This window comes from Clostridium peptidivorans (assembly GCF_900205925.1).
Classification (GTDB): domain Bacteria; phylum Bacillota; class Clostridia; order Clostridiales; family Clostridiaceae; genus Clostridium_AK; species Clostridium_AK peptidivorans.
The window spans coordinates 1-14734 of sequence record NZ_OAOD01000003.1 but is presented as its reverse complement, the minus strand read 5'-3'; the positions used below and the strand labels follow the sequence as shown (position 1 = coordinate 14734).

General features: G+C 29.9%; 9 protein-coding genes. 2 read left to right on the top strand and 7 right to left on the bottom strand.

Annotated elements, in window-relative coordinates:
- Positions 1-14 precede the first annotated feature (14 nt).
- The 4 genes from CRN98_RS03295 to CRN98_RS03280 all read right to left on the bottom strand — a co-directional run bounded on the left by CRN98_RS03295 (position 15) and on the right by CRN98_RS03280 (position 5972).
- Entirely contained in the window at positions 15-1859 is a 1845-nt protein-coding gene (locus CRN98_RS03295) for a polysaccharide biosynthesis protein (protein ID WP_097026006.1), read from the bottom strand.
- A gap of 323 nt (positions 1860-2182) precedes the next feature.
- Positions 2183-3097, bottom strand: coding sequence for a UTP--glucose-1-phosphate uridylyltransferase GalU (galU, locus tag CRN98_RS03290; RefSeq protein ID WP_097026005.1), 915 nt, complete (start codon positions 3095-3097; stop codon positions 2183-2185).
- A gap of 42 nt (positions 3098-3139) precedes the next feature.
- Complete coding sequence (locus CRN98_RS03285; RefSeq protein ID WP_097026004.1) at positions 3140-4216, bottom strand: tetratricopeptide repeat protein; 1077 nt, start codon at positions 4214-4216, stop codon at positions 3140-3142.
- Between the two features lie 22 nt (positions 4217-4238).
- The gene (locus tag CRN98_RS03280; RefSeq protein WP_097026003.1) at positions 4239-5972 is read right to left on the bottom strand and encodes a phospho-sugar mutase; all 1734 of its coding nucleotides are present in this window, start codon (positions 5970-5972) and stop codon (positions 4239-4241) included.
- A 269-nt stretch (positions 5973-6241) separates the two neighbouring features.
- Here CRN98_RS03280 and CRN98_RS03275 point away from each other — a divergent pair, with 269 nt between their 5' ends.
- A complete protein-coding gene (locus CRN98_RS03275; protein WP_097026002.1) occupies positions 6242-7705 on the top strand; it encodes an aminotransferase class I/II-fold pyridoxal phosphate-dependent enzyme in 1464 nt (487 codons plus the stop codon).
- Between the two features lie 96 nt (positions 7706-7801).
- On the opposite strand, the gene CRN98_RS03270 is transcribed toward CRN98_RS03275, so the two are convergent.
- A complete protein-coding gene (locus tag CRN98_RS03270; RefSeq protein WP_097026001.1) occupies positions 7802-10162 on the bottom strand; it encodes an endonuclease MutS2 in 2361 nt (786 codons plus the stop codon).
- A gap of 22 nt (positions 10163-10184) precedes the next feature.
- Complete coding sequence (locus tag CRN98_RS03265) at positions 10185-12539, bottom strand: U32 family peptidase (RefSeq protein WP_097026000.1); 2355 nt, start codon at positions 12537-12539, stop codon at positions 10185-10187.
- A gap of 683 nt (positions 12540-13222) precedes the next feature.
- Here CRN98_RS03265 and CRN98_RS03255 point away from each other — a divergent pair.
- On the top strand, positions 13223-13639 hold the full coding sequence (locus CRN98_RS03255; protein ID WP_097025998.1) for a hypothetical protein: 417 nt from the start codon (positions 13223-13225) through the stop codon (positions 13637-13639).
- Between the two features lie 278 nt (positions 13640-13917).
- Here the strand turns inward: CRN98_RS03255 and CRN98_RS03250 are convergent, their stop codons facing one another.
- A complete protein-coding gene (locus tag CRN98_RS03250) occupies positions 13918-14187 on the bottom strand; it encodes a putative Se/S carrier protein (RefSeq protein ID WP_097025997.1) in 270 nt (89 codons plus the stop codon).
- Between the last annotated feature and the right edge of the window lie 547 nt (positions 14188-14734).

The following is a 14734-nucleotide window of genomic DNA, read 5'->3' as shown; positions in this document are numbered from 1 at the left end:
CTTTTCTACTACTTTTAGTTATTTTTCTTTCTTTTATAAGTCGGAACCTTTTCTTCCATAAGCTTAAATATTTCTTCTTTACTCTTATAAATTACTTCTTTAAATTCTTCAATTGATTTTTCTACAAACTCAATATTATTGCCTGTAGGCTTTTCTACGAATATTTTATCATGTTCAGTAGATGTTAAAGCTACTTCATCTATTAGTAGTTCTTCATATAGCTTTTCTCCTGGTCTTAATCCTGTGTACTCTATTTTTATGTCTAAACCTGGTTGATATCCAGAAAGCTTTATTAAATCCTTAGCTAAATCCACTATTTTAACAGGTTCCCCCATGTCTAATACAAATATCTCTCCGCCATTAGCCATACTTCCTGCTTGTATAACTAATTGCGCAGCTTCAGGTATAGTCATAAAATATCTATTTATTTCTGGATGTGTTACTGTAACAGGCCCTCCATGTGCTATTTGCTTTTTAAACAGCGGAATAACTGAACCATTACTACCAAGCACATTTCCAAATCTTACAGCTACATATTCTGTATTACTTATAGTATCAAAAGCCTGAATTATTATCTCGCAAAACCTCTTAGTTGCTCCCATTATGTTTGTAGGATTTACTGCTTTATCTGTACTTATTTGTACAAATTTCTTAACTCCATAAACATGACTAAATTTTGCAATATTATAAGTTCCTATAACGTTATTTTTTATTGCTTCCCCGGGATTACTTTCCATTAGAGGAACATGCTTATGAGCCGCTGCATGAAAAACAACATCTGGTTTATATTCTTCGAATATGCTTTTAATTTTCTCCTCATCTCTTATAGAAGCTATTAAAACTTCTTTATCTAAACTAGGATAATTATAATTTAACTCCATTTGCAAATCATATGCATTATTTTCATATATATCCATTATGAGAAGTTTATTTGGATTAAACTTAGCTATTTGCCTACATAATTCTGAACCAATGGAGCCTCCTCCACCTGTTACTAATATAACTTTGTCCTTTATATACTTATCTATATCTTTATTATTTAATCTTACTTCTTCTCTTCCAAGTAAATCCTCTATGTTTACATCTCTTATCTTATTCACATTTACTTTTCCATCTATTATCTCATAAATACCTGGTAAGGTTTTTAACTTAGCTGAAGTATTCTTGCATATATTTATTATTTTTCTCTTTGTTTCTATTTCCGTAGAAGGCATTGCTAAAATAATTTCTTCCACTTTATTTTCAGCACATATTCTAACTATATCATTTCTCTCACCAATTACCTTAACTCCACTTATGTGCTTTCCTTGTTTAGATGAATCGTCATCAATAAGTCCTACTATATCATAATTTAGATAGTCACTCTTCTTTATTTCTTTTATAAGAAGTGCTGATGCATCACCAGCCCCTATAATAATAAGCTTCTTTTTCTTTTCTTCACAGCTCTTATTTATATTCATTTCCTCTAATAATCTAACTATAAACCTAGTTCCTCCTAAAGAAACTATTGATAAAAGCCAAAATATTATATGAACTGTAAAGGGAAATCTAAAATATCTAGTTTCTAGTATTTTATAACTTATAAAATAACTATATAAAATAAAGATTACATTTGATAATGAAACTGAGTATATTATAGAAATAAGTTCTTCTATTGAAGCATACTTCCATATACTATCATACAAATGAAAAATCTTATTAAAAAACAATGTAATAATTATTACAGGGAGAAATGATAAATAAAAAAACTCCATATATTCCCTAGGAATTTTAAAATCCAACCTTAGGAGAAGGGCTATATATAACGATAAAATAAGCAAAGCAATATCATAAAAAATTAACTTTTTGTCCTTTTGCACTTTAATCACATCCTATGTCAAAATTATTGAGATGTTTCCTTGCATAATTTATAGAAATCTATGATTTTGTTATAAATTAGCACATCTCATTTAATGAGATGTTTCCTTAAACTATTTTACATCATTCAAAAAATTATTCAACTCTTAATATGCCCACATATTAAGAGTTTACCATATTAATAAAGAAATTTATATAAATTTTTGCATAATTATGATACAAAACCCCTTAATATGCGGACAAGCATATTAAGGGGTTTTACATAATTTATAGCAATATATGATTTTATTATTAATTATCAAATCCAATAAAGTAAGCTGTTTTCTTATCTTTGTATATTAGATGAATATTTTTCATATAACTCTGCAAAATTTTTATTATTTTTCAAGTTTAATAAATAATTCATAAATTCTTCTTTTAAGTCATCTCTTTTAAGTGCATATTCAACTGTTGCCTGTAAAAATCCTAATTTATCTCCAACATCATATCTTTTTCCATTAAAGCAATAAGCATACATGGCTTCCACTGAAGATAATGACCTTAAGGCATCCGTCAGTTGAATTTCTCCACCCTTCCCAGGTTTAGTGTTTTCAAGTATTTCAAATATTTGAGGAGTAATTATATATCTTCCAAGTATTGCGATATTTGAAGGTGCCTCTTCTGTTTTAGGCTTTTCTACTAAATCCTTCACCTTATAAACCCTATCTTCTATATAATTTCCCTTTATTATTCCATACTTATGAACATCACTTTCTGGAACTTCCTGCACTCCGAGTATTGTAGTCTTGTATTCATTATAACAATCAATAAGTTGTTTTAAACATGGGACTTCACTATCTACTACGTCATCACCAAGCATAACCGCAAAAGGTTCGTTGCCAACAAAGGTTTTAGCACAATTTATAGCATGCCCAAGTCCTTTCGGTTCTTTTTGCCTTATATAATATATGTCTACCATATTTGATATGTCATTTACCATGCAAAGCAATTCTTCTTTTCCTGAACTTTGTAATTGATTTTCTAATTCTATAGACTTGTCGAAATGGTCTTCTATGGCTCTTTTATTTCTACCTGTAATTATAAGTATTTCTTCTATACCTGATGCAACGGCTTCCTCAATTATATATTGTATAGTAGGTTTATCCACTATAGGAAGCATCTCCTTAGGTTGAGCTTTTGTAGCAGGAAGAAATCTAGTTCCAAGTCCTGCTGCAGGTATAATAGCTTTTTTTACTTTCATTACTCCATATACTTCCTTTCTCACTTGCAAAAGATAATTTAATTACATATCTTTAAACAAATTATCTATTTCTATTACAACTTCATCGTTAGGATTTAACTTTTTAGCTATATTCAAATGAAGCTTTGCATCCTCTATTTTTCCAGCATCTAAGTAGCACATTATAAGATTTGTACAAATTTCTACAGACTTAGTAGCTTCAAAAGCTCTTCTTAAATAAATTATAGCTTTATCAAAATCTCCCATGGATGCATAATTTATTCCAAGCTCATTTACCACTTCAGGCATAGCACTATCTATACTTAAAGCTTCATTTAAATAATAAATTGCCTTTTCATGAATTGCTAAATTTCTATAGCATACAGCTATATGATAATATAAAACAGCATCATCATTAAACTCTGAAATAAGCGGCACTAATAGCTTTAATGCTTGAGCTGGATCTTCATAAGAAAGATTTTTACCTTTCTCATAATCAACTATATTCTTAAGTGAAAGCTTTAAATCTGTAATATCAGCATTTTCTTCTCCACCTCTAGAAATATAGTTATTTAATGCAAATAATGCACCTTCATAATCCTTCTCATCCCTTTTTAAAAGTGCTTCATATAAATAAGTACTAGGAAGTGCTTCAAATATTTCTTTAATTCTATCTAATATACTTCTTTCTTCTTCAACATATGCATTGTCTAAAGTTCTTAATTTATCTACTAAAATTATTAATTTATTATAATTTTCCTCAGTTTCTTCTACTTGCACTAAACCCTTGAGCAATATATATGCATCTTCATAATTATTATTTTCTACAGCTTTGTATATTTTGCCTTTTATCAAATTTATAACATCATCAAAATTTAATAATATACTCTTATATATATGATTAAATTTAAAATTATCATCTGCTCCCATTACAAAGCACATAGCTTCTAAAAAATATACAACTGGAATTGAATCTACATTCTGACCTGACTTAACCTTATCTATAATATCTTGAGCTTTTATAGGCATATAGACATTATCTTCTATATTCATGTTAAATATATTACTTAATTTTTTATTATTTACTTCTAAAAATAGTATATTTGCTAGCTTGTCGGAAAAACGAGATTGTATACCCATAAGCGTTACCTCCTAAATATAATTATAAGGTTTGAGCATTGTTTACTATATCCATTACATTGTTTTCAAAATCCTTTATTTTTGTTTCAGCTTCTTCCATGCTTTTGCCTTTAACTGATAAATATACTTTCATCTTTGGCTCAGTTCCAGAAGGTCTTACTACAAGCCAAGAACCATCCTCAAGTATGAATTTTAAGACATTAGATTTAGGAAGGTCAATAGTAGTCTCCTGTATATTTACAACATCTTTTTCTATCCCAAGCTTATAATCAGCTTTTTTTACTATTTTTATTTCTGCTATAGCTGGGCTCATGGAATGTCTTAAATAATGAAGTATTTTTTCTATTTTTTCCTGTCCTTCTTTTCCAACAAAATCCATGGATATTAAATTTTCTTTAAAATATCCATATTTATCATAAAGCTTAATTAATCCTTCATATAAACTTAATCCTTGCTCCTTATAATATAAAGTCATTTCACATATAAGTGCTGCTGCAATTACGGCATCTTTATCTCTGACAAAATCTCCTGCAAGATAACCATAGCTTTCTTCAAATCCAAATATATAGCTAAACTTTTTATTTTCTTCAAATTCCTTTATCTTTTCCCCTATATATTTAAATCCAGTTAACACATTCATTACAGTGATATCAAATTCCTTTGCAATTTCCTCAATCATATCTGTTGTAACAATGGTTTTTATTACAGTTCCATTGGAAGGCAATTTATTAAGATCCTTTAATGATGAAAGCATGTAATGGGATAAAAGTAATCCTACTTGGTTTCCGGTAAGAACCTTGTACTCACCCTTATTATCTTTTACTACAGCTCCTATTCTATCACAATCTGGGTCTGTTCCAAAAATAATATCAGCATTTATATCTTCTGCCATAGTTAATGCGATATCAAATACTTCCTTTTTTTCTGGATTTGGATAAGGTGCAGTTGGGAAAGTTCCATCTGGAGCTTCCTGCTCTTTTACCACCTGTACATTTGCATATCCTAGTTCATTTAACACTCTTCTAACTGGAATGTTTCCAGCACCATGAAGAGGAGTATATATAATTTTTAAATCTTTAGCCTTTTCCTTAATTAAATTCTTTCTTATAGCTAATGTCTTTACTTTTTCATAATAAGTTTTGTCTACTTCTTCACCTATTATATTTATAATTCCATTTTTAACGCCTTCATTAAAATTAAGCTTTTTTATTAATGCAAAGTTGTCCACATTTTCTATACATTCTAATATATCCTTTGCCTTTTTATCAGTTATCTGTCCCCCATCTTCCCCGTACACTTTATATCCATTGTAAACCTTAGGATTATGGGAAGCAGTTACACATATACCTGCCTTACACTTTAAATATCTTGTTGTATACGAAAGCATAGGAGTTGGTCTTAAAGAATCAAATATATATACCTTTATTCCGTTAGCTGCTAGAACTTCTGCTGCTGTTTCTGCAAATTCTCTAGACATTATTCTTGAATCATACGCAATTGCTACAGACTTGTCTTCTATATAATTTGAATTTAAGTAATTAGCCAATCCTTGAGTAGCTTTGCCCACAGTATATACATTCATTCTATTTGTTCCTGCACCTATTATACCCCTAAGTCCACCAGTACCAAACTCTAATTCTCTATAAAATCTATCTTCTAAATCTTTTTCATTTTTTATATCTCTTAATTCTGCCTTTGTATCTTCATCTATATAATTAGAGTTAATCCATAGGTTATACTTGTCTACATATGCCATAATTACACTCTCCCTTATGTAAATTTAAAGTGTTTATAAAAATAATTATACTACGTTTTTATTTTGAGAATCCACTTTATACTCTAAGCAATTGTATATATATTTTACCATATAAATTCCAAATTATCACCAATAAAATATTTTTCAATTTATATTGCATTTACCTATCATTTACCTTATAATGATATTGTTTTATAAAAAATCCACGGAAACCATTGAACTGACATAGTTTCACGGGTGTAATTTTGTGAAAGAAGGTGCTTATCAAGGTGTATAAATTAGATCAAAATGAAACTCCTTTATTCGACGCATTAATGGAGTATGTTAATAGAGAGACAATTCCTTTCCATGTTCCTGGCCATAAAAAAGGCATAGGTATGGATGAGGAATTTAAAAATTTTATAGGGATAAATCCATTTAAAATAGATGTAACTGTTTTTAAATTAGTAGATAGTCTGCATCATTCTACAGGCCCTATAAAAAAGGCACAAGAATTAGCTGCAGATGCTTATGGCGCTGATGCAACGTTTTTTTCTATTCATGGAACTTCTGGTGCTATTCAAGCTATGATTATGTCTGTAGTAAAATCTGGGGACAAAATATTAATTCCTAGAAATGTTCATAAATCTGTAACTGCAGGTATAATTTTAAGCGGAGCAAATCCAGTTTATATGCAACCGGAACTAGATAAAACAGTTGGAATAGCTCATGGTGTTACTCCTGAAACAGTAGAAGAAACATTAAAAGCACATCCAGATGCTAAAGCAGTACTTATTATAAATCCAACTTATTATGGAGTGGCTGCAGATATCAAAAAAATAGCTGATATAGTTCATAGCTACGATATTCCATTAATAGTAGATGAAGCTCATGGTCCTCATCTTGGATTTAATGAAAAATTACCTATGTCTGCAATTGAAGCTGGAGCTGATATATGTGCTCAAAGTACACATAAACTAATTGGTGCATTAACTCAATGCTCACTACTCCAAGTATGTTCTAAAAGAGTAGATACTCACAGAGTTAAACAACAATTAAATTTACTTCAAACCACATCACCTTCTTATATATTAATGGCTTCACTTGATTGTGCTAGAAGACAAATAGCCTTACATGGACGTGAATTATTAGATAATACCATTGAACTTACAAATTATGCCCGTGAAGAAATAAATAAAATCCCAGGATTTTACTGCTTCGGACGTGAAATTTTAGCTCAGCCTGGTGCATTTGCACTAGATCCTACAAAGATAACTATTACTTGTAGAGATTTAGGAATCACAGGATATGATTTAGATATGATACTTTCAAATAAGTACCACATTCAAGTAGAATTATCAGATTTATACAATGTACTTGCTGTAGGTTCCTTTGGAGATACTAAAGAAAGTATAAATGCACTTTTAAATGCTTTAAAAGAAATAAGTGAAGAATGCTATGGAAAAGGAGAAGTAAAATCTGACTTCATAGATATTCCAGCTATTCCAAGACAGGAGTTAAATCCAAGAGAAGCATTTAACAGCGAAAAAGTTTCTCTTCCTTTAAAGCAAAGTATAGGAGAAGTTAGTGGAGAATTCTTAATGGCTTATCCACCAGGAATCCCTATATTATGCCCTGGAGAAGTAATCACAAAAGAAATAATAGATTATGTTCAAAGACTTAAAGATACCGGATTATACGTTCAGGGTACTGAAGATCCTGAAGTTAACTATATAAAGGTTGTAAACCTGTAGTATCAGTTAATACTTAATAATGAACAGCTTACAATTATTACAAAAAGTCGCCATTTGGGCGACTTTTTTCTTAAATTATTAATTATTAAACATTAGCTATTTAAGTTCGGCTATCGTTGCGCCTTCTCCGCCTTCTCCATATGCTCCTATTCTATAGGTTTTCACATGAGGATGGCGTTTTAACATATCATGTATGGCTTTTCTAAGAACTCCTGTACCCTTTCCATGTATGATTGTAACAGAGCCAAGCCCTGCCATATAAGCTTCATCTAAATATTTATCAGTGTTATAAACTGCTTCTTCTGCATCTAATCCTCTTAAATCTATGGAGGATTCTACGTTTCTTAAGTTTAATTTAGCTTCTCTCTTTTTAATTTTCTTTTGTTCTTTGCTTACTCCACCAGCTAATCTTAAATCCTTTGCCTTTACGCTTATTTTCATTATACCAGCTTGAACTTGAACTTCCCCTTTATTATCAGGCTTTGTAAGTATAATAACCTTTTGATTTAATGAAGGTAGGAAAACTTCTTCTCCAATATTTATATTTTTTAATTCCTGTCCTTCATCCTTTTTAATAGCCTCTTCCATACTATCTAATTGATCCATTTTATTTTTAAGCTTTGCTCTTTCCCGTTCAAGCTTTTGTCTTGCATCAGAAGAATAACCCATTCTTTCTAATTCTCTTATGTTTTTAAGTATAGTATCTGCTTCTTCCTTAGCTTCTCTTAATATATTTTTTCCTTCTCTTTGAGCTTCTCTTAAGGCTTTTTCTCTAGTTCTATCTACAGTATTTAATTTTTCTTCATATTTTTCCTTTAAGCTTTCAGCTTGCAGCTTTAGCATTTCAGCCTTACGCGCATCCTCTGCAGCCTTTATACTCTTTTCTTGAAGGCTTTGAATTAAATCCTCAAATCTTAAACTATCACTAGAAATACTTTCCTTAGCATCATCTATTATATAATTAGGTAATCCAAGTCTTTTAGATATTTCAAATGCATTTGACTTTCCTGGAACACCTATTAAAAGTCTATAGGTTGGTCTTAAGCTTTCCACATTAAACTCCACTGAAGCATTTTCTACTCCTGGAGTTTTAAGTGCATATCCCTTAATCTCGCTATAGTGAGTAGTTGCCACTACTTTAGTATTTCTTTTTCTTAAATTTTCAAGTATAGATACAGCCAGCGCTGCTCCTTCTGTAGGATCTGTACCTGCTCCTAATTCATCGAATAACACTAAAGAATTCTCATCTGCTTCATCCATAATCTTTACTATATTTGTCATATGAGATGAAAATGTGGATAAGCTTTGCTCAATGCTTTGCTCATCACCTATATCTGCAAATATTTCTTTAAAAAAGCTTACTGTAGAATTTTCCTTTGCAGGTATCATAAGACCACTTAGTGCCATTATTTGAAGAAGTCCTACTGTTTTTAAAGTAACAGTTTTTCCTCCTGTATTTGGTCCTGTAATTATAAGCGAAGTAAAATCTCTCCCTAAATATATATCATTATATACTACTACTTTAGGATCTATAAGGGGATGTCTAGATTCTATTATATCAATTATTCCATTCTCATTTACATGAGGACGAGTTGCATTCATAGCGCTTCCAAACTTAGCCTTCGCAAAAACAAAATCAAGTTCCCACACTATTTCTGCGTTGTTTTTAACAGCAAATATATTGTCATATATCTTTCCTGAAAGCTCCTGAAGTATCCTTTCTATTTCAGCCTTTTCCTTAAGCATGAGCTCTTTTATTTCGTTATTTAAGTTCACTAAACTCATAGGCTCTATAAATAATGTTGCTCCAGATGAACTTTGGTCATGCACAAGACCTGGTACTGCTCCCTTGTGCTCTGCTTTTACAGGAAGTACATACCTATCTCCTCTAATGGTATATATGGTTTCTTGAAGATGATCTGCATGTGATCTCATAAGTGAATTTACCTTATCTCTTATGGAAGCATTTTTATCCTTTAATGTTCTTCTTATATTGTAAAGAGTTGAACTTGCTCTATCTGATATTTCCTCTTCTCCTATTATGGCATTAAATATTTCATCTTCTAAAGATTTAAGAGGTACAATTCCCTCGCATATACTTTCAATAACTTTATAGTTTTCTTCTTCTTCCTTATGAGATACATAATCTTTAAATCTTCTTGCACTTCTAACTACCGCTGCAATTCTTAAAAGTTGCCCTGGTAAAAGCACAGAGCCTTTCTCAGCTCTATTTATGCCATCTCGCACATCATGTACTCCTTCAAAAGGAGGAGCACCCTTTTTAGTTAAAAGTAGCAATGCTTCATGAGTTTCCTGTAAATGCTCTTCTACTTCATATAAACTTTTATAAGGCTCTAACTTTTCTATTAAATCCTTACCTGCTCCAGTTACTGTATAACTTTTAATCATTTCTCTTATTTTATTAAATTCTAATACTCTAAGTGCTCTTTCGTTCATTTATTAAACCCACCTTATTATTTTACTCTACGCCTCTTTTAAAGTGTCCTCTTGTATAGTTTTCAAAACCTTCATTCCATTCCTTATGTCGAAGGGCCTTAACTATTTTTACAGTTTCATCATAACTTTCATCTGTAAAATCTATTCTCATACTATTTATATTTAACTTTTCTAATTCCTTAATATTAGGTATTAAATTTAATGGTACTGAATTTAATATATAACTTCTGCAAAATTTATCCGTATATACTGGGAACTTATTTCCTAGTCTATCTATTAATTTAAAGTTGCCTCTTTCACAGTAATTATTACACTGCTTAGAATTACACTTTCCACCATAAGTACTTCCTATAGGACAATACTCACTTACCATAACTTCTATTCTTCCATATACAAGCATTTGAATTCCTGTACTTATCTTCTTACTTAGAGAAGCCATTTCTTTTTTATTAAGTTCTACACTAATCAAGCTTCCATTTATAACTTTATTAAAGAAATTAAGTGAATAGCTATTAAATATATTTAATTTATAATCTCCAATTATAGAAACAATACTGTTAAATTTATGTATTATTCCTAAATTTGAAGTTACAATTCCCTTTATATTTTTTAAGTTATTATTAATATATTTTTCTACATAATTAAACTCTTCTTTAATTATATTTGGAGCCTTTAAATAAATGTTTATATTTTCTTGTAAAAGACTTTCTATATTAAGTTTACTGTTTCTTATGAAAGGATTAAATATTATATCTTTTTCACCAAGTTCTTTTAAAGCCTTTAACTGCTCTAATGTACTTATATAAAACATTCTTTCAGGAGCTTCACTTTTAATATATTCATCATTACTAGCCTCAAAATTTGTTTCATTAAGTCTCTTATTTTCATTATAAGAATTTATAATATTTTCTTCTAAAGTATCTGTGAGTTTTCTTCGTACTTCATTAATCGAGGATACAGGTAGAAATCCTTCTTCAAATATATTAAACTTTATATTTTTAAATTGAAAAGGAGTATCTCCTGTTTTACTTAAGTTTTCTATAATTTTTTCTTCAGCCAACGGTCTTTTTATAGCCTTTTGAACTTCTTCACCCTTTATTATAATTTCCTTATTATTTATATTAGCATATAGTGTTATAGATTTTTCAACCTGAAAATCTATACTAATATCCACAGATATTTTTCTTCTATAATGATTTTTATAGTACTCTTCATAACTTGCCATAAGCTCGTTATCTAAGGTTTTATATATGTCATCTCCTATATTATAGTTTTGAGGTAAAAGCGTTACTATATCTCCTTTATAGGCCTTTTCTACTTCTTTACCTTTTACTATAATCTTATTTATAATAAATCCTTTATCTCCAATTCTTACTCCATCTTTTATAGCTATATTTTGTTCAAGCTTTATAGATTTATTATTACTTACCCTTCCTAAGAAAACACCAGTATTTTTAGGGAAAGAAAAAGACATCATATCCTTTCCTACATTTCCATAAAGATAAGCCTTTGAAAAACCTTCTCTATTAAATAATTGAAGAAGTTTATTGTATTTTTCCTCAAATTTAAACTCTTCATTATTATATATACTATCTATTGCTCTTCTATAAATGCTTATTACTCCTGCCACGTATTCCGGCCTTTTCATTCTTCCTTCTATTTTAAGTGAAGTTACCCCACTATTTACTATATCCTTTATGTCATTTAAAGTACATATATCCTTAGGACTTAATAAGTATCCTTGCTTAGTTTTTTCACTTCCTTCTTCCTCTAAAGTATATGGAAGTCTGCAAGGCTGGGCACATCTTCCCCTATTTCCGCTCCTGCCCCCTATAAGACTGCTCATAAGACATTGACCAGAATAGCATATGCATAATGCCCCATGGACAAATATTTCAATATCCGCTCCTAAATTATTTGAAATATGTGTTATTTCCTTTAATGAAAGCTCTCTTGAAAGCACTATTCTCTTAAAATTATGGTTTTTAAGAAATTCTGCTCCCTCTAAATTATGTACAGTCATTTGAGTGGATGCATGCAGTTCCATTTTAGGAACATACTTATTTATCAAACTTACAAGACCTAAATCTTGAATTATAAGTGCATCTACTCCAATATTATATAAAAATTTTACATACTCAAGTGCTTCTAAAACTTCATCTTCTTTAAGTAAGGTATTTACTGTAACAAATACCTTCACTCCATACAGATGACAATAATTTACTACCTTCTTCATGTTTTCTTCATCAAAATTAGAGGCATAAGCTCTAGCTGAAAACTTACTGCCCCCTAAATATATAGCATCAGCCCCTGCTTGCACTGCAGCTATTAAACTATCCATATCTCCTGCTGGAGCTAATAATTCTATCTTTTTCATTTACATCTCTCCCATTTGAAATCCTAAGGTTTATTATACAATAATTAACTATAATAGTTAAAGGTATTTTTATATAAGTTATTATTCCCCATGTAAATAACAACTTATAAATAATAATTAATATAGTTGAAGACTGCTGATAAAAACATATTTGTCAGCAGCCTAAAATTTAGTTTAAGAAATTTAGTGTCAAAACTAATACTGCTTCATATTATTATATTAGATAGCTTAAAAAAATCCTTAGGGGTGTATATATTGAATACAAAATTACATGGAACATCCTGCTTTGTATGTTCAGAACCTATAATAATTGACCCCTGTGAAAGTTGTAAAAATATTGAACTTCACATAAAAATGCCTCCTTGTCCAAATCCAAATAAACCATGTAAATTTAATAACAAGGCACTAATTATTTTAATATTTATTTTACTTTTATTTAAGTGCTGCTCTCCCTCAAATTGTACTAATAAATGTTATTATTATTATGCTTAATAGCCTTTTATAATCTCAAGTTTTTAAATTTAACCTTCAAATTTTAATTCATATGTTTTAGTGATTAGAGATTAATAACTAAAAACATTAATGACATATCAAAAATTAACGCTAAACTAGTTAATTTTAAAAAATGCTGTACTTATAGTTTAAATACTATAAAATTTAAAATATTTAGGAGTGAATTTATAATGGCATTAGAATGTAGTAATCAAGTACCTGTTGAAAATTGTCAATTATGTGCTCAAATAGATATTGAACAAACTATTGTGTTAAATTCCGGCATACTAATAACTGTAACTGCTACTGTAGAGAATGTATGTGTAGGAAGCACATTATCCGTAGGAGCTATTCTTTGCGAAAAATTTGATACAGATAATGATGGTGACTTCGATATATGTAGAGCAATAGCTACTCAAGTTACAGAAGAAGTAGTAACTGCAGGTCGAGATGTAGTTTGCACAAATGTAACAAGAACCTTTACCTTCTTAATAGCTGATCACTGTAGAGCGAATAATCGTCCAAGAGAATTTACAGCTGCAGTTGAGGCTCATTATGTAATAGATTGTGACTGTCCTTGCGAAAATTGTCCAAACGAAGATATCTAAATTCAATAAAATATAATTTAAACTTAGAAAAAATTTAAGACATCTTTAATAATTATTAGCCAGTAGCCAGTAAAATGTAGTTTTGTCGTGTAAGACATCTATAGCTGGTTACTGGCTATTTTAATTTTTTTGTCTTTCCTTTTTTTCATTTCAATTTGTATTACATTTAATATACTATCTGATTCATATGGATTGAAATAGCGAATATGAAAAAGAAATTCAGACTAAGCTGAACTTCTAATATTGTAAAAGATATTGTATTTTATTTTTACAGCAAACTATTCTACTTGAATATATTTATACTTTTTATTTTCTATAATCCTTTCATATATTCCGTTTATGGTAATATTATACTTTTGAGCTTGTTCCTTTATTATATCAAATTGCTCTCTCCTGCATTTTATTGACCTGGTACATCCCTTAGAAAGTTTACAAGGAGTAGCCATAATTCCTACATCGTAGCCTAGCTCAATCAATTTTTTATATAAAAATGCAGCTCTATTACTAGATGAAATAATCACAATAAAATTTCTATTATCAGGTTCCATACATAGTTCAACTCCTACTACTAAAGTAAATAATAACTTATTGTTAGTTATTATCTTTTAATAGCAGTATATGATAATTTTTTTGCAAAGGTACTATAAAAGGAAATTGCGGCATTTTTAATGCTCTGGGTCGTATAGAATTTTCATTTAGGAAGGCATTCATTTCACCGAGAGCGGCTAATATTTATAAATTTAAAATCCCTAAGCCGCCTAAACTCGCTGTCGCTCAGACAGTAGCCGGCTCTTAACGGTATTTTGAATTTATAAATAAAGCCGTTCTAGGGCTCATTCAATGCCTTCTAGGATGAAAATTCTATGCTCCCAGAGCATTAAAAAGTTCTTCATGTGAACTGCTGAAGGAAGAAATTCAGCCAACTGAATTTCTAAAACATTTTAGAACTTAGCACATAAAAATCTTTTAGGGCGGCAGCCCAGGATGTTACAAGAACTTATATTAAATAAATGATAAAATTTAATTTACAAGTTAAAGATAAGGTAATACAATAAAAGATTTCTGATAAAAAATAGAATAATTAATATCTTACGA